Raw genomic sequence first — 21,105 nt, forward strand, 5'->3', positions numbered from 1 at the left:
CCGGTTACCCGCGGCGCGGCGGGTACGGGAGGGCGGATTTCGATGAGGCTGGATGGCGGGGCGATCGGCGAGGGCGCGCAATGAAGGCGCGCACCGGCAAGCCCGAAAGCGCCGGCATCCTCATGTATCGCGGGCGCCCGCCGGCGATTGAGGTGCTGCTCGTGCATCCGGGTGGGCCATTCTGGCAGAAGCGCGACGCTGGCGCCTGGTCGATTCCAAAAGGCGAATGCGAGCCGGGAGAGGCACCCGATTTTGCGGCGCGGCGGGAGTTTGCCGAGGAAATCGGCGTCATACCGACGGGCCGACTCATTCCGCTTGGCCATGTGCGCCAAAAGGCCGGCAAGCTGGTGCATGGCTTTGCCATGGAGGGCGATTTCGACCTGTCGCGTTTCGCCAGCAACCTCTTTGAGATGGAATGGCCTCCCAAGAGCGGGCGGATGCAGAGCTTCCCCGAGGTCGATCGCGCGGCGTGGTTCGATCTGCCGACGGCGCGGACGAAGATCAATGCTGGTCAGGCCGAACTGCTCGATCGGCTGGAGGTTGCGCTCGATCCTCCGTAGCGCGCTCACGGCACCAGCACAGCAGCGCCCTGGAAACGGCCGACCCGGAGGCCGTCCAGGGCTTCGTTGGCTTTCTCCAGTGGATAGACCGTCGTGGTTGTGCGGACACCGGCCGTGAGCGCGATGGCCAGGAATTCGTGGGCATCCTGCCGTGTCAGGTTGGCGACCGAGACGAGCTGGCGTTCCTCCCACAGCAGATCATAAGCAAATTCCGGGATCGGGCTCATGTGAATGCCGCCACAGACGACGCGGCCTCCCTTCTTCACCGCGGCCAGCGCCTTCGGCACCAGGGCACCGACGGGCGCGAACAGGATCGCTGCGTCTAGCGGTTCGGGCGGCGCGTCGTCGGACGACCCGGCCCACACGGCGCCGAGGGAACGCGCCATCGCCTGAGCCGCCGCGTCGCCCTCTCGCGTGAAGGCAAAGACGCGGCGACCCTGGAAACTGCAGACCTGCGCGAGGATATGCGCCGCCGCGCCAAAGCCGTAGAGGCCGATTGCGCCGCCGTCTCCAGCGATCTTGAGCGAGCGCCAGCCGATCAGCCCGGCGCACATCAATGGGGCGGCGGCTACCGGATCGTCATAGCCGTCCAGCGGGAAGGCGAACGCAGCGTCGGCGATGACATGCGTCGCGAAGCCGCCGTCGCGGGTGTAGCCGGTGAAGAGAGGGTCGTCGCAGAGGTTTTCGCGCTCGGTCCGGCAATAGACGCAGTGGCCGCAGGTGTGGCCGAGCCATGGCACGCCGACCCGCATTCCGACGGCCGGTTGGAGCACGCCGCGCCCGGCCGCTTCGACAATGCCGACGATCTCGTGACCCGGGATGATAGGCAGGCGAGGGTTCGGCAATTCGCCATCGACGACATGGAGATCGGTGCGGCACACGGCGCAGGCCTCGACGCGAACGCGGATCTCGCCGTGCCCCGGCGTCGGGGTCGGACGCTCCTCCAGCGTCAATGGTGATCCGATGGCGTGCAGAACCATGGCTCTCATAGCGGGTTCCGATCAGCCACCAGCGAGATGACGCTCGATCTGCGCGATCGGCAGGTTCACGAGGTCCTTGCCAAGCTCATGCTTGACGATGGGCCGTACCGAGGCCGGAAGCGCTTCCCGCAGAATGCCGAGGGCATGTGGCGGGGCGACGAGCACCAGCACACGGGCCTGCCGTTCCTGCAGCAATCCCGCGACCTCGTTGGCGACGCGTTTCAGAAATGCCGCCTCTTCGGCCTCGTGCCAATCGGTCATCTCGACGGAGCTGCGGCTCTCGCCGACCGATTGATGGACGCGGCCGGGTCTATCGGTCCCAAGCTCATGAGCGGCCTCGGCGTGATGTTCCCAAACGTCGACGAGCTTCAGATTGACGAGCTCGGCGTCTCCCTCATTCTGCAAGACGAGCGCCTTGGCGCCGTCACAGACGAGTACCCAGCCGCGGCGCGGAATGTCGATGCGTTCCATGGTCGTCTCCTCCGGATGGCGGCGGACTGCAACTGGCAGGGTCGCCTCCGTCATCGAAGGGAGCTTCGCCGAGAACGCGCAGAGGCGCGTTGCGTTCGATCAATCGCGGGAGGGTTCCGCGCGGCCAGCGAGCAGCGCCGCGCCGTGCAGATGCGTTTAGAGGCCGGGAGTGACCCGGCCTCGCGCAATATCGATATCAGCAAGCACGCGGTGGACCGGCCGTCTCGACGGGTCTGCAGCGTGGCGCTTGATGCTAGGGCAGGTCGGCGAGCGATGCAGCGCCGGGTCCCGGCGTGATCAACGTCGGCCACTGGTGCGAGCCGAACGGGACCTTGGGCGGCAGGGAGGTCATCATTCCACGTGCCTTGGTCTCGGCGACGATCGAGTCGCGCGCGTCGCCTCCCATCAGCTCGTAGTCCATGAGATGCGGGCTGCCGAAGAAGGTTTCGCCGACGGTGCGATCGGCAATGATGCGGGTGAGCGAATCCAGCATGTCCTGCTGGGTCGTCGTAAACGACACGGTTTCGATGAGGATCAGCCGGTCATTGATCGCTTCCGGCGGGAAGAACTGCGCCAGGACGCTGAAGAGCACGTTGTTCTGCCGCGCGACATAGATCGTGTTGCTGGCTGCGTAGACCTTGTCCCAGTCCGGCCCGAGCTGCTGTTTCCAGTCGGCCAGCACGCCCATCCAGTGCTTCACCTGGGTATCGGCCGCCCATTTGATGTTGAGCTTGAGCTGGTTCTTCTGCTTGGCGGCGAAGTCCTGCACGGCGGCGAAAGAGATGACTCCGTCGGCGATCGACTTGTCGATGAAGTCGATATTTTCCTGGATCAGCGCCTTGTTGTTGGCGCGCCAGTCCTCGGGCATCGACGTCGCATCAAGGCTATCGAGAGCTGCCTTCAACTGGACGCGATAGGCGAGAACAGGCGTCTGCCACGATGTGTCGCCAACCTTGCCGATATGCGGGCCGACCACGACGCCAAGCGCCATGACGCTGTGGCCGATCGACTTCAGCAGCTGGTAGACCTCGGGCACCGGAGGCGCGTCGAGTGGCGGCTGGCCGGGGCGGTAGAGCGTGAAGCGTCCGCCCGTGCCCGAGAAGAGGCCGAGGATCACCGGATGCTGGGCGAGGATGCTGGCCTGGACCAGACGGCCGGCGCTCTCATAGAGCGTGAACATGCCGGTGTTGAGCGCGAGCACATTCTGCCGTGCGGTATCGGCCGGTGTCGGCACCGAGGCGCCGACGATCACGTCCATATAGGACGGAATGCCGGACTCGGCCATCGCGCCGGACGTCCCAGCAAGTGCCGTGAACGCTAGTAAAGTCGAGACCATCAGCGCGCGAGCGCCACGATGTCTTCTCATTGTCCGCTTCCTCCCTCATTCTTGATTTCAACGCGCGGCCGAAAACCTTCGATACGTCGCGCATCGAAGGTCGCGGCCGAGCCAAATATTGTCGGGGCAACAGAATTCGTACACCGGGCCGGTCGATCGGCGCTGTCGCGCGCGAGCCCGAAGACAGGTAGCGGCGCCATACGATCCAATCGCGATTGCCAAAATCCGGGAAGTGCTTATCGTGCCGGGACAGATCATTGCGGAAGCTGAAGCGGGGGCTCCAGCCAATCGGCGTGATCATGCGAATTTGTCGCGATCGTCTCTTTGTTTTTTATTGAATTGTCGCAATCGCCGGATCGGTTGAACGTTCGTGTGGTGGCGCCGAATTCTGTTTCTCTTCACGTTTAGCGTTGCTTTGTTCGGAATCGATAGGCATGGCGTCTCAGGTCCCCCGCAAGATCCTTGACCACATGTCTCTGCTGGGGGACGTGCATGTCACCCCAGAAAATCTTGGAATGATGACCGTACGGTCGACGGAGGGAATCCCGGAGGGGGAGCGGCTCGATTATTGGCGCCATTCTGTCCTGTACCGCATGGAGCCGATCGCGGAAGAAGGCGGCAAACCATTTGCAGGCCGGCTGGTCTATATCGCCGGAGAAAACTGCGCCTTCGTGCACAATGTCTCGGAAGCCATCCACACACGGCGTGATCGAGCACGCCTGAGGCGGGATGATTGCGACGAGATTCTTGTCGGCCTCGTGGAGCGGGGCGCGCCGAGCCGGCTCAGCCATGAGGGCAGCCAGACGCTCCGGCAGGACGATCTCTGTATCGCCGATTTTTCCCGGCCGATCGAATATATGCAGGCTCGCAATCGGGAAATCACGCTGATGTTCCGGCGCTCCAGCCTCACGGACGCGCTAAAGGGGGACGTGTCGACCCTGGCCGGACGTCTGTTGCCGCGCGGCGGGATATCGGCAATCCTGCGCTCGCATCTTCGTCTGATCGCCATCGAAGCCGCCAACATGTCCGCACGAGAGCGGGCGGCGATGATCGCGGCGGCTTCCGAGATGACGCTCTTGGCGCTTCAAAGGGAATTCAGGACAGGCGCTGACGAAGAGCAATTCCCGACCGGTCTCTATGCGGCGGCGATGACGGTGATCCGTCACTATTGCTGGAATCCTGAACTCAATCCGGAGATCGTTGCCAGCCGCGTCGGATGTTCGCGCGCCACGCTCTACCGGATCTTCGCAGCGGAATCGGAGAGCGTCGCGCGGGTGATCTGGAATGCCCGTCTCGATCGAGCGCACGCGCTCCTGATGGCTTCCTCGGAAAGCGGCGCCTTCATCTCCGACATTGCCTTCCGAAGCGGCTTCATCGACATGCCGACCTTCAACCGCATGTTCAAGCGTCGGTTCGACAGGACGCCGACCGAGGCAAGGCTCGGCACGCGCTAGGGCTGCCGACTCCACGGCACAAAACGATTGTGCACTTCACGAGCGTCGCCTATCGTCATTTCCATGATCCTTGAATGATCGGAATATCAAAATGACTCTGTCCGAGCAGCAGGCGCTTGATGCCTTTGGGGCGCTTTCGCAGGAGACGCGGCTGAGGATGGTCAAGGCGCTGGTGGTGGCCGGTCCCGAGGGCATGCCGGCCGGCGCCGTCGCGGACGCTGTTGGAGTTCCGGCGTCGAGTGCCTCGTTTCATCTAGCTCATCTCGAACGGGCCGGCCTCCTGACATCGCGGCGCGAGTCACGCTCGATCATCTATGCCGCCGACTATGCCGGGCTCTCGGCGCTGGTCGGATTCCTGATGCTCGATTGCTGCCAGGGTCATCCGGCCGTATGCGCCCCGGCGGCCGATACATGTGCCGCGGCCTCGTGTTGTCTACCGGCGGAAGTCGTCACTGAACTGGCCGACCCGGTAAACCCATGACCCTTTTCGAACGCTATCTGACCGTCTGGGTGGCGCTGTGCATCATTGCCGGCGTCTTACTGGGGCATCTGTTCCCCGGTATATTTCACGCCATCGGCGCGGCCGAGATCGCCAAGGTCAACCTGCCGGTGGCGGTGCTGATCTGGCTGATGATCATTCCGATGCTGCTCAAGATCGACTTTGCCGCGCTCAGTCAGGTCGGGCGCCATTGGCGCGGTATCTCGGTGACGCTCATCGTCAATTGGGCGGTTAAGCCATTCTCGATGGCCTTGCTGGGCTGGCTGTTCATCGGCTGGTTGTTCCGGCCCCTTCTCCCCGCCGACCAGATCGACAGCTATATCGCCGGCCTCATCATCCTGGCCGCGGCGCCCTGCACGGCGATGGTGTTCGTCTGGTCGAACCTCATCAAGGGCGAACCGCATTTCACGCTGAGCCAGGTCGCGCTCAACGACGTCATCATGGTTGTCGCCTTCGCGCCGATCGTGGCGCTGTTGCTTGGTCTCTCCGCGATCACGGTGCCCTGGGACACGCTCGTGCTCTCGGTCGGGCTCTATATCGTCGTGCCGGTCATCGTGGCGCAGATCCTGCGTCGCCGCCTGCTGGCAACGGGTGGGCAAGCGGCGCTCGACGGCCTTTTGAAGTGGCTCGGGCCGGTGTCGCTCGTTTCGCTCCTCGTGACCCTGGTGCTGCTGTTCGGCTTTCAAGGCGAACAGATCATCGCCCAGCCGCTGGTCATCCTGCTGCTGGCGGTGCCGATCCTGATCCAGGTCTATTTCAACGCCGGCCTCGCCTATCTCCTCAACCGGGCGACCGGCGAAGAGCATTGCGTTGCGGGTCCCTCGGCCTTGATCGGCGCCTCCAACTTCTTCGAGCTGGCGGTGGCCGCCGCCATCAGCCTGTTCGGTTTCCAGTCCGGCGCGGCACTGGCGACCGTCGTCGGCGTGCTGATCGAAGTGCCGGTCATGCTGTCGGTGGTCTGGATAGTCAACCGTTCGAAGGGCTGGTACGAGCGCGGTGAGGCCGTCCGCTCCGTCGCTGCTAAAGGCGCCAACGAGAGTCCGTCGATCAAGCCGAGGCCCGCGCAATGACCGTCACCATCTATCACAACCCCGATTGCAGCACCTCGCGCAACACGCTGGCTATGATCCGCGCCAGCGGCGAGGAGCCTATCGTCATTGAATACCTGCAAACGCCGCCGAGCCGCGAGCGCCTGCTCGAACTGATCGCGGCGATGGGCATCACCGTGCGCCAGCTCCTCCGCGAGAAGGGTACACCCTATGCCGAACTCGGGCTCGCGGATCTGAAATGGACCGACGACCAGCTTGTCGACTTCATGCTCGCCCATCCGATCCTGATCAACCGCCCCGTCGTCGAGACGCCCAACGGCACTGTGCTGGCGAGGCCGTCAGAGGCCGTGCTGGGCGTCCTGCCGAACCCGAATATCGGCCGCTTCGTCAAAGAGGATGGCGAGGTCGTAGAGACAGAACAGGCGGCGACACGTGCCTGATCCCGACGACCTTCCAAACCTCGTTCCAACCGTTTTTCGGCAGACGGATCCCAAAGGCTTGCGGGCCCAGCCGTCGAGCCATCCTCCGCGTATCCTCATGCTCTATGGCTCGGTTCGTGAGCGGTCCTATAGCCGGTTCGCGACGATGGAGGCGGCTCGCCTGCTGGAGGCTTTGGGCGCCGACGTGAAGATCTTCAATCCAAGCGGCTTGCCGCTGCCCGACGATGCGCCGAGTAACCACCCGAAGGTTCAGGAGCTGCGCGCGCTCTCGGCCTGGTCGGAAGGTCAAGTCTGGTGCAGTCCGGAGCGTCACGGCGCCATGACCGCCATCATGAAGGCGCAGATCGACTGGATTCCGCTCACGATCGGCGCGGTGCGGCCGACCCAGGGCAAAACCCTGGCAGTGATGCAGGTCAGCGGCGGCTCGCAGTCCTTCAACGCCGTCAACCAGTTGCGCGTACTCGGCCGCTGGATGCGGATGATCACCATCCCCAACCAGTCCTCGGTCGCCAAGGCCTTCGAACAGTTCGACGAGGCCGGCCGGATGAAGCCATCGTCCTATTACGACCGCATCGTTGATGTGATGGAAGAGCTGGTGAAGTTCACCCTGCTGACCCGCGACGCCTCGGCCTATCTGACCGATCGCTACAGCGAGCGGAAGGAAACGGCGGAAAAGCTGGAAGCCCGCACGCACCTGGCTGCCATATGAGTGTGGAGGCGGTGCGGCCGGGTGGACGCATGGTCACGATCTCGGCTCTTGGCGTCACCCAGATCCTCGCCTGGGGCTCGACCTATTACCTCCCTGCGGTGCTGGCCAAGCCGATCGCCGTCGATACCGGCTGGCCGCTGTCCTATGTGGTCGGTGGCCTCTCGGTCGGCCTGTTCGCGGCAGGGGTGGTTTCGCCGCGCGTGGGTCGCCTCATTCAACAGCATGGCGGCCGGCGTATCCTGGCGGCCAGCGTCGTGTTGATGGCGCTTGGCCTGCTGACGATCGGATTGGCACCCTCGATCATTGTCTACCTGGCCGGCTGGATCATCATCGGCTGCGGCGCGGGTGCCGGGCTCTACGATGCCGCCTTTGCCACCCTCGGCCGCTACTACGGCTATGGCGCCCGCAGCGCCATCACGACGCTGACGCTGTTCGGCGGCTTTGCCAGCACGATCTGCTGGCCGCTCAGCGCGTTCCTGGCTGAACAGCTTGGCTGGCGCGGCGCCTGTTTCGTCTATGCCGGAATCCATCTGGCCTTCTGCCTGCCAATCCTGATCGTCTTGCTGCCACGCGCCGAGCCGCTGCCTTTGTCGTCAGCAGAGGACAGCGAGGCAGTGCCGAAAGCCGTCGTCGAGCCCCGCCATCGGCGGGCATTCCTTCTCCTCGCAATCATCCTGACGACAGGCGGCGTGATCGCCACCATGCTGGGGGTCCAGTTGCTCACCCTCTTGCAGGATCGGGGACTATCGCTCGCCGCTGCCGTCGGTCTCGGCGCGCTCATCGGCCCTGCGCAGGTCGCTTCACGTCTCTTCGACATGCTCGTCGGCAAGCGCTTCGCGCCGATCTTCACCCTGATGGCCGCCACACTGCTCATCGCCGCCGGAATCGTTGCCCTGACGGCGGGTCTGCCAGCCGTTGCGGGCGCCCTGATCGTCTACGGCGCCGGCAACGGCATCTGGTCGATCGCGCGCGGGGCGTTGCCGCTGGCGATGTTCGGACCTGAGCTCTATCCAGTGCTGATGGGCCGGCTTGCGATGCCCAGTCTCGTGGCGCAGGCGCTATCACCCTTTGTCGGTGCCCTGCTACTTGAGTATGCCGGCGCATCGTCGCTGCTCGGTGTGCTAGCGATCGTGGCATGTGTCAACGTCGGGTTGACGCTCCTTCTTTGGCGAACGGGCGCAACACGCCGCGTGCCAGCATCAGGCGCATTCGCTGGCGGTACTATCGCCCAATGAATGCGACCGATGGCATCGTTGCCGCCGCAAAAGGATGGCCCGCCGACCGATGAAGACCTGAGGTCGATCGGCGGGCGTCCTAGTGTTTATCGCGCGACCGCCTCAGGCTCCGGTCTTGGCGAGCTTGTCTGCCGTCTTTGTCTCGAAGTCGCTGGCGTCGTGTCGTTCGGGCAGTTGCTCCGAGAGATCGCCAAAGACGCGGTTGACCATGCGGCCGCGCTTGACGGCTGGCCGGTCGAACAGCGCATCGGCCCAGCGCTGCACATGTTTGTAGTCCTGCACCGACAGGAATTCGCCAGCGCCGTAAGCCAAGCCCTTGGCGAGCCCGCCATACCAGGGCAGCACCGCGATGTCGGCGATCGTGTAGTCGGGACCCGCGAGATACTCGCTTTCCGCCAATCGCCGATCGAGAACGTCGAGCTGGCGCTTCACCTCCATGGCGAAGCGGTTGATCGCATATTCGATCTTCGTCGGTGCGTAGGCGTAGAAGTGGCCAAAACCGCCGCCGAGATAGGGCGCGCTGCCCATCTGCCAGAACAGCCAGGACAGGCATTCGGCGCGAGCCGGCTGTTCCGTCGGCAGGAAGGCACCGAATTTCTCGGCGAGATAGACGAGGATCGAGCCCGATTCGAAGACACGGATCGGCGTCGGGCCGGAATGATCCATCAGGGCAGGGATCTTGGAATTCGGATTGACAGCGACGAAACCGCTGCCGAACTGGTCCCCTTCGCCGATCTTGATCAGCCAGGCATCATATTCAGCGCCGGAATGGCCGAGCGCGAGCAATTCCTCGAGCAGGATCGTCACTTTCTGGCCGTTCGGCGTCGCCAGCGAATAGAGCTGCAACGGATGCTGCCCGACCGGAAGTTCCTTTTCATGTGTCGGACCGGCGATGGGCCGATTGATGTTCGCGAAAGTCCCGCCGCTGGGCTTTTCCCAGGTCCAGACCTTCGGTGGGGTGTATTCGGCCGAATCCGCCATTCTCGTCTCCGTGGTTGCGTGGTGCCTGCTCATGTGGCTGGGCGATCGACGGACGGGAAGGGTGCATGTCCTCTTTCCGCGTCATTTGTTCGATTTAACGCATGATCTTTCTCTACCTAGCCGGCGTGGGCAACAGCCGGCGGGCGCGGACGGTCTCGGAGAGGCGTTTCAGGGGAGCCGAGGCCGGCTGGCAAGCCATCGTCGTCACGACGCCAAGCGCGCCGAATAGCCGTCCCGAAATCTCTCAGGGGGGTGTCTCCTCCAGAGCAGCTGACCATGTGGAGCGCAGCCTTGCGAACGGTATATTTCGATTTAAAACTATGAGAAGCACTATTCTCTCGTGATGAGCAACAACCTCCGCATCAAACCAGTCGATGGTCCTTGAGCGAGGAAAGCAATGTGGTCATGGAGGTTCGCAGATGCCGACGCGTCGCCGTCAGCGCGGCTTCTTCATCGCGCGATTGAAGCGCTGAGATGATCGCAAGATGTTCGCGCAGGGCGGCGGCGTTGCGGTGCTTCTCGTCGCGCTTATCCCACATGTAATGGTAGTGAAAAATAAGAGAGATGATCTTTTGTGACTGCGCGGCGAACCGGTTCTTCACGACGGAATTGATCGCGCCGTGGAAGCGTTCATCGAGATGCGAGAAATCATGGAAGTCGGTATCGATCCTCGTATCGAGATCGAGATGCAGTCTGCGCAGCGATTCCAGCTCCGCCCAGATCGGGTGATTGACCGGACAGGTCATGACCTGCTGGACGGCGTTCAGTTCCAGGATGGTTCGAAATTCGGAGAGTTCGACCGCGAAGTCGGCGGTGAAGCCGAGCATCAGCCACCCGCCCTTGGCGCCGCGCTCGACGAGGCCGAACTGGCTGAGGCTGGCGAGGAACTCCTGCAGGACATTCGGCGTCACCGAAAATTCCCTGGCCAACTGGGCGATATTAAGCTGCGTGCCGGCAGGAACGTCGAAACGCAGGATCCATTCGAGAAAAGCAGTCTCGAGGTCTTCGGGCTTCGGCGGATCGTTCTGGACGCTCAGTCGGTCGTCGGCTCCCGTCGTCCGCAGCAGCGTCTTGTCGCGGCCGTGCCAAGCGACAACCCCGATTTCTTCCAGGCGATGCAGCACCGAGCGGATGACTGTCCGGCTGACCCCGGCTCGTTCCGCGAGCGCGTTTTCTGAGGGCAGGGCGCTTCCGGGGGCGGATGTCGAGCCAAGGTCGATCAGCGCGTTGTAGGCCTCTCTGAATCGCTTGTCGCTTCGCGCCATCCGAATTCCCGATCTTAGTTTCGATGATCGAAATTAATTTGTACATCCACCGCGGTCAACCGCGGCCCCAATTGCCTCTCCGAAGCAGCCCGCAAGGCGCCTCGGAATGCCAGGGGCGTGCTACAAAACTGTTTCAAACAACGGTTCGGTGCACGGCTAGGTCAATCTGCTTGAAAAAAATAAAGACATTTGTCAGCATGTCGCTGGCCTCGTGCCGTCAGGTGGTAAACGAGCCCGGTCATGATGCGGCGGTGATGCCTCCGTGGCCGCAGGTCTGAAGCGAGGCAGGATGCGTGCAATAGTCGTCAAGGAACCCGGATCGATTGCTCTGGTCGATCGGCCTGATCCCGAGCAGCCACCGACCGGCTGGGTTGCCGTCGACATCAGCCATGTCGGGATTTGCGGCACCGACTACCACATCTACGAAGGCAAGCATCCCTTCCTGCAGTATCCCCGCGTCATCGGCCATGAGCTGAGCGGTGTCGTTGCAGCCGATGCAGCCGGCTGGAACAAGGGCGCGCGCGTCGTCATCAACCCCTACATCGCCTGCGGCGAGTGCCATGCCTGTCTGCGCGGCAAACCGAATTGCTGCATGCGGATCGGCGTCCTCGGCGTGCATCGCGACGGCGGCCTCTGTGAACGGATCAATATCCCGGCCGGCAATCTCATCGCCGCGGACGGGTTGGATCAGGCAGAGGCGGCGACCGTCGAATTCCTGGCCATCGGCGCCCATGCGGTGCGCCGGTCGGCGATGACATCGGCGGACCGCGTGCTCGTCGTCGGTGCGGGCCCGATCGGGCTCGGCGCCGCCCTCTTCGCCCGCCTCCGGGGCGCAGAGGTCGACCTTCTCGACGCTAGCGCCGACCGGCTGGCGCTGATTTCCGAACGGTTCGGCTTTGCCGCGACCCATGTCGTTGCCGACGGCGCCGCGGCCCTGCTGGCGGTCACCGGCGGCAACGGCTTCGATGTCGTGTTTGATGCCACCGGAAGCGCCGGTGCGATGCAGACGAGCTTCGGCTATGTCGCGCATGGCGGAACCCTTGTCCTCGTTGGGGTTACGCCGGCGGATGTCACCTTCAACGATGCGGAATTTCACAAGCGGGAAATGAGCCTTCTCGGCAGCCGCAACGCGACCGCGGAGGATTTCCAGACGGTTGTGGCGGCGCTGAAGAGCGGCGCGATCGACTATCGCAAGCTGATCACGCACAAGACCAGCCTTGAGGGTCTGCCGGAGAGCATCGCCGCGTGGGCGGCCGATCGCAGCCAGGTGATCAAGGCCATGGTTGACGTCGCGCCATGACGAACGGCACGATCATCCAGTTCGGCACCAGCCGCTTTCTGCAGGCCCACGCCGATCTCATGCTGTCGGAAGCCCGCGAGGCCGGTCAGCCCGTCGGCGCAGTCCATGTGGTCGAGACGACGGGATCCCCGGCCTCGCGCGCCCGGATCGAGGCGTTCAAGGCGGGCCAGCCCTACCCGGTGCGCATTCGTGGCCTCGTCGACGGACGGCCAGTGGATGTCGAGCGCCGTGTATCCGGTGTCGTTGATGGCCTTTCGGCGCGCGCCGACATTGCGCGGCTGCGCGATCTCTTCGTCGGCGAGGCGACATTCGTCCTCAGCAATACCGGCGACCGGGGCTTCGATTGTCCCGAAAACCCGGTCCCGTCGCTGGAGGCATGGACGAGCTTTCCGGAACTGCTGACCGCCCTTCTGCATGCCCGTTTCAGCGCCGGAGCCGGCGGCCTGACGATCCTGCCATGCGAACTCGTGGAGAAGAACGGCGCCCGCCTGCAGGCGGTTGTGGACCAGCTTGCGCGACAAGGCGGGCTTGGCGAAGATTTCATCGCCTGGCTGGCGCGCGACTGCATCTGGGTCAACTCGCTGGTCGACCGGATCGTCTCCGCCCCGATCGAGCCAATCGGCGCCATTGCCGAGCCCTATGCGCTGTGGGCAATCGAACAGCGTTCGGGTTTGATCCCGCCGGCCATCCACCCCGACATCCAGATCGTCGACGACCTTGGCTTCATCGAGCGGCGCAAGCTGTTCCTGCTCAATCTCGGCCATACCCTCCTGGCCGAGCAATGGCGGAGCCTTGGCCGCCCGGCCGGCGAGACCGTGGGCGAGATCATCGCGGATCCCGCCATTCGGGCCGCGCTCGAGAGCATCATGGTCGAAGAGGTCATCCCGGCCTTTGCAGATCATGGCGAGGACGTTTCCGGCTATTGGCGGACCTGTCTCGACCGCTTTGGCAATCCATTCCTCGATCATCGCATCGCCGACATTGCGCAGAACCACGCTGCCAAGATCGATCGGCGCGCCGGCGGCTTCGTGCGCTGGGCGCGGCAAGCGCAGCCCGGTCGCGCTTTCCCGAAGCTGGAGGCCGTGTTCCCGGAACTCGCATGCGCCAGCTGATCGACCAGCACCAGCTTTCGGTCCGACCGCACGGCATCTGTCGAGCGACATCAATGGCGGTAGGTCCGGCTCAGGCAGACGCCGGCCGCCGACGGGTGGAACCGCGCAGGATGATGTCGCAACTGAGCGTGATCGTGCGCGGCGGCGCATCCCGGTCGTCGCCGAGTCGGGCCTCGATGAGGCTGGTGATGGCCTGTGCGATCCCGGAAATGGGCTGAGCGATCGAGGTTATGCCCGGCTCGTAGAGGCGGAACAGCGCCACATCGTCGAAGCTGACCAGCGACAGATCGTCGGGGAGACGAAGGCCTTGCTCCTTCAGCCAGCTGAGCACGCCGATCGTCATGCCATAGTTGGAGACGTACATCGCGGTGGGCGGTTTGTTGAGCTGCATCAGCCGGCGTGCCAATTCGTAGCCACTGTTGGTTCGCCATGTGCCGTGGGCGATGTAGCGACGGTCTACGGCCAATCCGGCCTCCGCCATCGCCGCCTCAAAGCCTTCGAAGCGCTGACGGCCGGAGGAATCATGGAGTTCGCCGGTCAGGACGGCGATGCGCTCGTGCCTGAGGTCGATGAGGTGGTTGACGGCGCGATAGCTGGCGTTGCGGTTTTCCACCAACACGCAGTCGGCCGCGAGCCCGGGAATTTCGTTGTTGTAGAAGACGATGGGAACGCCCTCGCGGATCAACTGCTCGACCCGCTGCCGCGCCTGCGTAACGCCGTCCATGATCAGCGCATCGACGCGCTGTGCAGCGAAGAAGTCGAGCGCGCCATGGATGACGTCGGCATCATGGCTGTGGCAGTAGATCACCAACGCGCGCCCCGACGCCCGCAGCAGCGTCGCAAGCTGCTCGACCATTTCGGAGTGGAATTCGTCGAAGGTCGGGATCAGCAGACCGATCATATGTGTCGTATCGGTCTTCATCGCCGCGGCGACCGCATTGCGACGATAAGAGAGCTTCTCGATCGCCGCCTCGATCTGGTGCCGGTTCGCCTCGCGGATCTCGCGCCCGTTCAGGAAGCGGGAGACGGTCCCGATGGCCACTCCCGCCGTCGCGGCAACGTCAGCGATGGTCGCCAAGCGGCGCCTTCCCCGGGCAGGCGGCAGCGTGTCGTCCGGCGGATCTTGGTCTGACATTGCGCATCATGCTCTCGTCGCAGCGGATGCCGGACGTCCCTTGCTACCTATCCGATCGCACCGCTCGATCCAAGTCGCGGGGAGCGCGGGCGTATCTTCGTCGGAGTGGGCACGGAGGGAAGGTCGTTCTATGGAGATGCCGGCGTCCGAAATGCAGCGAGGAGGTACGCCCGCCAGATCCAACGATTGTCCACGCTCAGGAGTGCGCCGCTTCGGCGGAGCGGCCTCATTGATTACAGCTTGGGATCTTTAGGACCATCGCAAGCCCGCCGGTGCTGGCCGGCGTGGCGGTGATGCTTCCGCCGTGGCTCTCGATCGCCTGCTTGGCAATAGCCAGACCAAGTCCGAAGCCACCATCCGGCTCAGCATTCTGGGATCGCGAGAAAGGTTGGAAAATCCAATCTAACTCGGATTCGTGAAGCCCTGGTCCCTGGTCGACCACGGACAGCACCAGAACTTGGTCTTCGATCTCCGCTTCGACCGAAACGCGTGAGCCGACGGCCGTATACTTGACGGCGTTGCGGATGACGTTTTCGAAGGCCCGGTAGATAAGCTCGCCATTGACCTTGGCGATGAAATGCTCAGGCCCGCGGAAATCGACCTTGATGGATCGCGTTTGCGCTTCGAAGGCCGCATCGACCACAATTTCCTGCAGCAGATCGATGAGATCGACCGTTTGGCGCTCGATCGGCAGATCGGAGCGATCGGACAAACGGGCCAAGGTCAGAATTTCGCCGATCAAGCCGTCCATGCGTTCAATCTCACGCGATATCCGTTCGATCATCGCGCTCAGCCTGGCGGGGTTCTGCTCGATCACGCCAAGCGATGCTTGAAGACGTGACAGGGGCGACCGCAATTCATGCGACACGTCGCTGAACAAACGACGCTGCGAAAGACGCAAGTCTTCCAAGCGCGTGGCGGTGGTATCGAAATCCGCCGCGAGTTCGGCGAGTTCGTCGCGCCGGCCCGCCATTTCGTCCGAAATGCGGACGTCGAACCGGCCATGCGCAAGGGCGCTCAGTCCGTTGCGGATGTGGGTGATCGGCCGGACGAGATTGCGGGCCAGCCAGTAGGCGGCGATCGCGGCCGCCAGCACGATCGACACCCACGGAAAAAGCCTCGGCCAGACATAGTCGATAAGGCCTGGTTCCACGATGGCGACGTCGATCTTGGACCCGTTCGCGGACGGATCGGAGATGACCATTATCCCGTTGACGGCCAGTTCCTTTTCGGCGGCCCTCGCGACCGTCGTTGCTGAGCCGACATTCTTTTCGGCGAGCAGCCGGTTGATGATGGCGGTAGCGAAGTCGCGCTTTGCGACCTCCACTTCGCGAGGAAACGGTTCGATCTGCAAGGCTTTGGTGATCGTGAACAGCGCGACAACCGAAACGGCCATAGTCAGCCAGATGGTCAGGAAGAATTTCCAGAACAGGCGCCGCATCACCGATCCCGAAGCAGTTGATAGCCCAGCCCCCGGACGGACTGGATCCATGATTGTCCGTCCGGCCGACTGCCGAGCTTCTGGCGAACGCTGCTGATGTGAACGTCGATGCGGCGGTCGAAGGGCGTCAGGGCCCTGCCAAGCGCGCGCTGGGACAATTCCTGCTTCGACACGAGTTGGCCGGCATGGCGGGCCAGCACTTCGAGGATGCTGAATTCGGTACCGGTCAGTTCGAGCGGCGAACCACGCCAGTCCACCTTACGGCTCGCCGGATGCATCACGAGGTCGCCGGCGAACACCGTCTCGGGAGCAGCACCGGTCGTCCGGCCAGCACGCCGCAGCACGGCGGTCAGGCGCGCTGCGAGTTCGCCGGGCGAACTCGGCTTGGGAACATAGTCGTCGGCACCGAGGTTCAGTCCGGCAATCCTATCGGCATCATCCCCCTTAGCCGTCAGCATGATCACGGGAATGTCACGCAGTCGCCGGATGCGCTGCAGCGTCTCGATGCCGTTCATTCTCGGCATCATGATGTCGAGCACGACGATATCGATCGTCCCGGTCTCGATGAGCATCAGAGCGGCACGACCATCCTGGGCCGTGAGGACATCGAAGCCCTCATCGACCAGATACTCCTTCAGCAGGGTTCCCAGCTCGATATCGTCGTCGACGAGAAGGACCCTGGCGGGATGGCGTGGTTCGCTCATGGGTGAGGTCTAGACCAGGAGTCGGCAGCGAGCACCGACTTTTACCGAACTTAACACACCGCCTACAGCGCTTAACGCAGCGGCTGGTACTGACCCGGTGGGGAAGGGCAACGGACGCCATTCCCGATGCAGCAGTCCAGTCTTGAAAGCAGATGCATGAGGCGCTTCCCCCTCGCCATTTTTCCGGCCGCCTTCGGCCTAGCCCTTATGACAATGGCGCCCGCCATGTCCGCGGAGGAGGCGCAACAGCAGGAGGCTGCAGCCCTCACGGTGGAAGTCGTCAAGCCGACGCAGCAGCAATGGCCGGAGACCGTGCCGGCGAGCGGTTGGCTGAAACCCTGGCAAGAGGCGATCATCGCGGCCGAGATTGGCGGGCTTAGGATCACCGACATCCTCGTCGACGTCGGCAGCGTCGTCACGAAGGGGGAGCCGGTCGCGAAGCTCCTGCAGGACACCGTCGAAGCCGACCTGCGCAAGCAGCAGGCCGCAGTGGAGACCGCGAAGGCTAACCTCGCAAAGGCCAAGGCCGATGCCGACAGAACGCGCAAACTGCAGAACACTGGCGCGCTGTCGCAGGAGGATATCACCACCAAACTCGTTTCCGAGCAGACGGCCCAGGCGGATCTCGATTCGGCCAATGCAGCTCTCGACAGCATCAAGATCCAGCTCAGCCAGACCACGATCTTGGCCCCGGACGACGGGCTCATCTCGTCGCGCTCAGCGCAGCTGGGCAATGTCGTGTCGTCCGGCGCCGAGCTGTTCCGCATGATCCGGCAGCAGCGCGTCGAATGGCAGGCCGAGGTGTCCGCGCGCTATCTTTCCCGCATCAGCGTCGGGATGACGGCCGAGATCGCCGGCCCGGCCGGCAAGATCATCAAGGGCACGGTACGCCTGATCGGTCCGACCGTCGACAGCAACACCGGCCGCGCGATCGTCTATATCGCCCTTCCTCCGGACGACCGCCCGCCCGAGGGCATCTATGTGTCCGGGGAAATAGAGCTTGCATCGACAAGCGCGCTGACCGTGCCGGATACGGCGCTCGTGTTCCGCGACGGCTTGAACTACGTCTTCACCGTCGATGCGGACCATCGTGTCAAGCGCGTCCGCGTCGATACCGGACGCCGCCGGGACGGCGCCGTCGAGATCCTTTCCGGAATTGTCAGCAGCGATGACGTGGTGAAGTCCGGCGGGGCGTTCCTTGCCGACAATGCACTGGTCACGGTCAGCGGAGCGTCGAAATGAATTTCTCCGCCTGGTCCATCCGCAGCCCCGTCCCCTCCATCCTGCTGTTCTTCCTGCTGACCTTCTGCGGTCTGCTGGCATTCGAGAAGCTCGCCGTCCAGAACTTCCCGGACATGGATCTGCCGACGATTACGATCTCCGCTTCGCTGGAAGGCGCGGCGCCGTCACAGCTCGAGACCGAAGTGGCGCGCAAGATCGAGGACAGCCTCGCGTCGCTCAGCCTGCTCGATCACATCACAACGACCATCACCGACGGATCGGTGTCGATTAGCGTCTCCTTCAAGCTGGAGAAGAACAGCGAAACCGCGCTCAACGAGGTCCGCAACGCCGTCGACAGCGTCAAGGCCGACCTGCCATCGGAAATGGCGTCGCCCAGCGTCACCAAGGTAACGACGCAGAGTTCGCCGCTCGTGACATTCGCGGTCCAGTCCAGCCGCCTCGGCGAGACCGAGCTCTCCTGGTTCGCCGACAATGAGATGACCAAGGCCTTGCTCGCCGTTCCCGGCGTCGGCGATGTCAGCCGGCTCGGCGGCGTCGACCGCGAAGTTCATGTCGACCTCAATCCCGATCTCCTCACCTCGGTCGGGATCACCGCTGCTTCGGTGTCGTCACAACTGGTGGCGGTCCAGGCCGATCGCTCCGGCGGCAAGGGTGAAATCGGCGGCAGCCAGCAGACGATCCGCACGCGCGGCGCCATGGATTCGGTCGAGGCGCTGTCGGCCCTCAGCATTCCGCTTTCCAACGGCAAGTCGGTTCGTCTCGATCAGGTTGCCGATGTCAGCGACAGCTTTGCCGACCGTTCCTCGCTAGCCTATCTCGACGGCAAGCCGGTCATTGCCGTGCAGGTCAAGCGGAGCAACGGGTTTTCCGATACGGGCGTCTATTCCGCTCTCCAGGCTGCGATGAAGCAGTTCGCGGCCGACAATCCCGATGTCCAGATCACTGAAGCCTACAGCACCGTCACCCCGATCATCGAAAACTACGACGGCTCCATGCACATGCTCTACGAGGGCGCGGTGCTGGCGGTGATCGTGGTGTTCCTGTTCCTGCGCGATTGGCGAGCGACGATGCTCGCGGCCGTCGCCCTGCCGCTCTCCGTCATACCGACCTTTCTCGGGATGTACTTCTTCGGGTTCAGCCTCAACACAGTGACACTGCTGGCTCTGTCGCTCGTCGTCGGCATTCTCGTTGACGATGCGATCGTCGAGATCGAGAACATCTCCCGCCATCTCCATATGGGGAAATCGCCGTTCGAGGCTGCGCTGGAAGCCGCCGACGAGATCGGTCTCGCCGTGATCGCGACAACGTTCACCCTCGTCGCCGTCTTCCTGCCAACCGCTTTCATGAGCGGCATTCCGGGTCTGATTTTCCGCCAGTTCGGCGTCACTGCGGCCATGGCCGTACTCGCCTCGCTCCTGGTGGCGCGGCTGCTCACGCCGATGATGGCCGCCTATCTGATGAAGGCCAAGCCAGTGGAAAAGGAAAAAGAGGACGGCCGCCTCATGCGGTTCTACCTCTCGGTCGTCCGCGGCTGTCTTCACCATCGCGGACTGACCATGCTGGCGGTCCTTGTCTTTGTCGGCCTGTCGCTCTCGACCATACCGCTGCTCAAATCCGGCTTCCTCCCGGCGTCGGACAATTCTCAGACGAAGGTGACCCTGACGCTCCAGCCGGGCAGCACGATCGAGCAGACCGATGCGATCGCGAAGCGTGTCTCGGAAATCTTGCTGACGGTCCCTCACGTCACGCATGTGTTCAACGCTGTCGGCACCGCGTCGAGCGGTAGCGGTCTGACCTCAAGCACCACTTCCGACACAAAGACCGCGACGCTCGTCGTCGACCTCACGCCGATCGGCGATCGCAGCGAGAAGCAGTCCGAAATCGAGGGCGAGATGCGCAAGGCGCTGGCGGTGGTGCCGGGCGTCCGCATCGAAGTGGGCAGTGGCGGTAACGGCACCCAGCTGCAGATCACGCTCGCCAGCGACGATTCCGCCACCCTCGATCAGGCGGCCACCAAGCTTGAGGAGCAGCTTCGTACGCTGCACGGCCTTGGCGCCGTGACATCGAGCGCATCGATGGAAGCGCCCGAGATTCAGATCACGCCGAATTTCGCCCGTGCCGCTGCGGTCGGCGTCACGTCCGACGCGATTGCTGAGGCGGTGCGCGTCGCGACCGGCGGCGACTACTCCGCATCCATGTCGAAGCTAAATCTTTCGCAGCGCCAGCTTCCGATCCGTGTTCGGTTCGACCCCGCCACGCGATCTGATCTCGACCGGATCGCCAATCTTCAGGTGAAAGGGACCAATGGCAATGTCGACCTCGGCTCGATCGCCGACATCCGCATCGGCGGCAGCCCCTCCGAGATCGATCGTATCGATCGCTCGCGGAACGTCACCCTCACTGTCGAGCTGAACGGCCGCATCCTCAACGACGTCTACAAGGAAGCGCAGGCTCTGGACGCCCTGAAGAATCTGCCTAAAGGCGTGCACTTGGTTCAGCAGGGCGAGTTGCAGCGCAGTTCAGAGCTGTTTTCGAGCTTCGGGCTCGCCATGGGCATCGGCGTGTTCTGCATCTACGCGGTTCTCGTGCTGCTGTTCCACGACTTCCTGCAGCCCTTCACCATCCTGATGGCGCTGCCGTTGTCGCTCGGCGGAGCTCTTGTTCCGCTGGTCGTCACCGACACCAGCTTCTCCATGTCGGCGGTCATCGGGTTGCTGATGCTGATGGGCGTCGTGACCAAGAACTCCATCCTGCTGGTCGAATACGCGATCATGGCGCGGCGCGAGGGCATGACGCGGTTCGATGCGCTGATCGACGCCTGCCATAAGCGCTCGCGCCCGATCATCATGACGACGATCGCGATGGGCTTCGGCATGTTGCCGGTGGCGCTGAGCCTGACCGGCGGGGATTCAAGCTTCCGTCGCCCGATGGCCATCGTCGTCATCGGTGGCCTGCTGGTGTCGACCTTCCTCAGCCTGCTGGTGATCCCGGTCATCTTCACTTTTATCGATGACCTCGAGCACTGGCTGGGACGGCTGTTCCGTCGCAGCCCGTCCGCGCATTCGGAGCCGGCGGCCCCGGCGGCCCCGGCGGCCGGTCACTAGTGGGCAATCCCTTTTTCGGGTGGATATGAAGAAATGACTGCTGGACAGCCGGACTGCCGCATGCCTGAGAGGCGCATTCGACACCTGA

19 protein-coding genes are annotated in these 21,105 nt (G+C 63.5%); 11 read left to right on the plus strand and 8 right to left on the minus strand.

Translation table 11 applies throughout. The features are described 5' to 3' along the window. Nucleotides 1-80: 80 nt before the first annotated feature. Complete coding sequence (locus BUB39_RS20280; RefSeq protein WP_073057408.1) at nt 81-560, plus strand: NUDIX hydrolase; 480 nt, start codon at nt 81-83, stop codon at nt 558-560. 5 nt (nt 561-565) lie between these two features. Here BUB39_RS20280 and BUB39_RS20285 read toward each other — a convergent pair whose 3' ends face one another. The 3 genes from BUB39_RS20285 to BUB39_RS20295 form a co-directional block, all read right to left on the minus strand. After that, nucleotides 566-1,549: a zinc-dependent alcohol dehydrogenase family protein gene (locus tag BUB39_RS20285; protein WP_073057410.1), complete on the minus strand. Its 984-nt coding sequence runs from the start codon at nt 1,547-1,549 to the stop codon at nt 566-568. A 12-nt stretch (nt 1,550-1,561) separates the two neighbouring features. Further along, nucleotides 1,562-2,011 (minus strand): host attachment protein, encoded by a 450-nt coding sequence (locus BUB39_RS20290; RefSeq protein ID WP_073057591.1) that lies wholly within the window; start codon nt 2,009-2,011, stop codon nt 1,562-1,564. Nucleotides 2,012-2,264: 253 nt separating this feature from the next. After that, complete coding sequence (locus BUB39_RS20295) at nt 2,265-3,377, minus strand: hypothetical protein (protein ID WP_244540321.1); 1,113 nt, start codon at nt 3,375-3,377, stop codon at nt 2,265-2,267. Between the two features lie 485 nt (nt 3,378-3,862). Here BUB39_RS20295 and BUB39_RS20300 point away from each other — a divergent pair, with 485 nt between their 5' ends. The 6 genes from BUB39_RS20300 (at nt 3,863) to BUB39_RS20325 (ending at nt 8,733) form a co-directional block, all read left to right on the plus strand. Then, entirely contained in the window at nt 3,863-4,801 is a 939-nt protein-coding gene (locus BUB39_RS20300) for a helix-turn-helix domain-containing protein (RefSeq protein WP_073057416.1), read from the plus strand. A 97-nt stretch (nt 4,802-4,898) separates the two neighbouring features. After that, nucleotides 4,899-5,282, plus strand: coding sequence for an ArsR/SmtB family transcription factor (locus BUB39_RS20305; RefSeq protein WP_073057593.1), 384 nt, complete (start codon nt 4,899-4,901; stop codon nt 5,280-5,282). After that, entirely contained in the window at nt 5,279-6,370 is a 1,092-nt protein-coding gene (arsB, locus tag BUB39_RS20310; RefSeq protein WP_073057419.1) for an ACR3 family arsenite efflux transporter, read from the plus strand. Before BUB39_RS20305 ends, arsB begins: the two co-directional genes overlap by 4 nt. Then, nucleotides 6,367-6,789, plus strand: coding sequence for an arsenate reductase (glutaredoxin) (gene arsC / locus BUB39_RS20315; protein ID WP_073057422.1), 423 nt, complete (start codon nt 6,367-6,369; stop codon nt 6,787-6,789). The genes arsB and arsC overlap by 4 nt, the downstream gene beginning before the upstream one ends. Further along, complete coding sequence (gene arsH, locus BUB39_RS20320; protein WP_073057427.1) at nt 6,782-7,498, plus strand: arsenical resistance protein ArsH; 717 nt, start codon at nt 6,782-6,784, stop codon at nt 7,496-7,498. Before arsC ends, arsH begins: the two co-directional genes overlap by 8 nt. A gap of 29 nt (nt 7,499-7,527) precedes the next feature. Next, on the plus strand, nt 7,528-8,733 hold the full coding sequence (locus BUB39_RS20325; protein ID WP_244540323.1) for an MFS transporter: 1,206 nt from the start codon (nt 7,528-7,530) through the stop codon (nt 8,731-8,733). A 102-nt stretch (nt 8,734-8,835) separates the two neighbouring features. Here BUB39_RS20325 and yghU read toward each other — a convergent pair whose 3' ends face one another. Together yghU and BUB39_RS20335 are read right to left on the minus strand one after the other, a co-directional pair. Then, nucleotides 8,836-9,714: a glutathione-dependent disulfide-bond oxidoreductase gene (yghU, locus tag BUB39_RS20330; RefSeq protein ID WP_073057433.1), complete on the minus strand. Its 879-nt coding sequence runs from the start codon at nt 9,712-9,714 to the stop codon at nt 8,836-8,838. Nucleotides 9,715-10,076: 362 nt separating this feature from the next. Then, on the minus strand, nt 10,077-10,979 hold the full coding sequence (locus tag BUB39_RS20335; RefSeq protein WP_073057436.1) for a GntR family transcriptional regulator: 903 nt from the start codon (nt 10,977-10,979) through the stop codon (nt 10,077-10,079). A gap of 289 nt (nt 10,980-11,268) precedes the next feature. On the opposite strand from BUB39_RS20335, the gene BUB39_RS20340 reads away from it, so the two are divergent. Both BUB39_RS20340 and BUB39_RS20345 read left to right on the plus strand, forming a co-directional pair. Then, complete coding sequence (locus tag BUB39_RS20340; protein ID WP_073057438.1) at nt 11,269-12,279, plus strand: zinc-binding alcohol dehydrogenase family protein; 1,011 nt, start codon at nt 11,269-11,271, stop codon at nt 12,277-12,279. Further along, the gene (locus tag BUB39_RS20345) at nt 12,276-13,391 is read left to right on the plus strand and encodes a mannitol dehydrogenase family protein (RefSeq protein ID WP_073057441.1); all 1,116 of its coding nucleotides are present in this window, start codon (nt 12,276-12,278) and stop codon (nt 13,389-13,391) included. Before BUB39_RS20340 ends, BUB39_RS20345 begins: the two co-directional genes overlap by 4 nt. A 70-nt stretch (nt 13,392-13,461) precedes the next feature. Here the strand turns inward: BUB39_RS20345 and BUB39_RS20350 are convergent, their stop codons facing one another. From BUB39_RS20350 to BUB39_RS20360, 3 genes are all read right to left on the minus strand, one after another. Beyond that, nucleotides 13,462-14,469 carry a LacI family DNA-binding transcriptional regulator gene (locus tag BUB39_RS20350; protein ID WP_073057595.1) on the minus strand — a complete coding sequence of 336 codons (1,008 nt, stop codon included), beginning with the start codon at nt 14,467-14,469 and terminating at the stop codon, nt 13,462-13,464. A gap of 283 nt (nt 14,470-14,752) precedes the next feature. Further along, nucleotides 14,753-15,967 (minus strand): HAMP domain-containing sensor histidine kinase, encoded by a 1,215-nt coding sequence (locus BUB39_RS20355; protein ID WP_073057444.1) that lies wholly within the window; start codon nt 15,965-15,967, stop codon nt 14,753-14,755. After that, a complete protein-coding gene (locus tag BUB39_RS20360; protein WP_073057447.1) occupies nt 15,967-16,671 on the minus strand; it encodes a response regulator in 705 nt (234 codons plus the stop codon). The genes BUB39_RS20355 and BUB39_RS20360 overlap by 1 nt, the downstream gene beginning before the upstream one ends. 156 nt (nt 16,672-16,827) lie before the next feature. Here BUB39_RS20360 and BUB39_RS20365 point away from each other — a divergent pair, with 156 nt between their 5' ends. Then, on the plus strand, nt 16,828-17,913 hold the full coding sequence (locus BUB39_RS20365; RefSeq protein WP_073057449.1) for an efflux RND transporter periplasmic adaptor subunit: 1,086 nt from the start codon (nt 16,828-16,830) through the stop codon (nt 17,911-17,913). Then, nucleotides 17,910-21,017, plus strand: coding sequence for an efflux RND transporter permease subunit (locus tag BUB39_RS20370; RefSeq protein WP_073057452.1), 3,108 nt, complete (start codon nt 17,910-17,912; stop codon nt 21,015-21,017). Before BUB39_RS20365 ends, BUB39_RS20370 begins: the two co-directional genes overlap by 4 nt. Nucleotides 21,018-21,105 lie beyond the last annotated feature (88 nt).

It is taken from the genome of Kaistia soli DSM 19436, assembly GCF_900129325.1.
Lineage (GTDB): Bacteria > Pseudomonadota > Alphaproteobacteria > Rhizobiales > Kaistiaceae > Kaistia > Kaistia soli.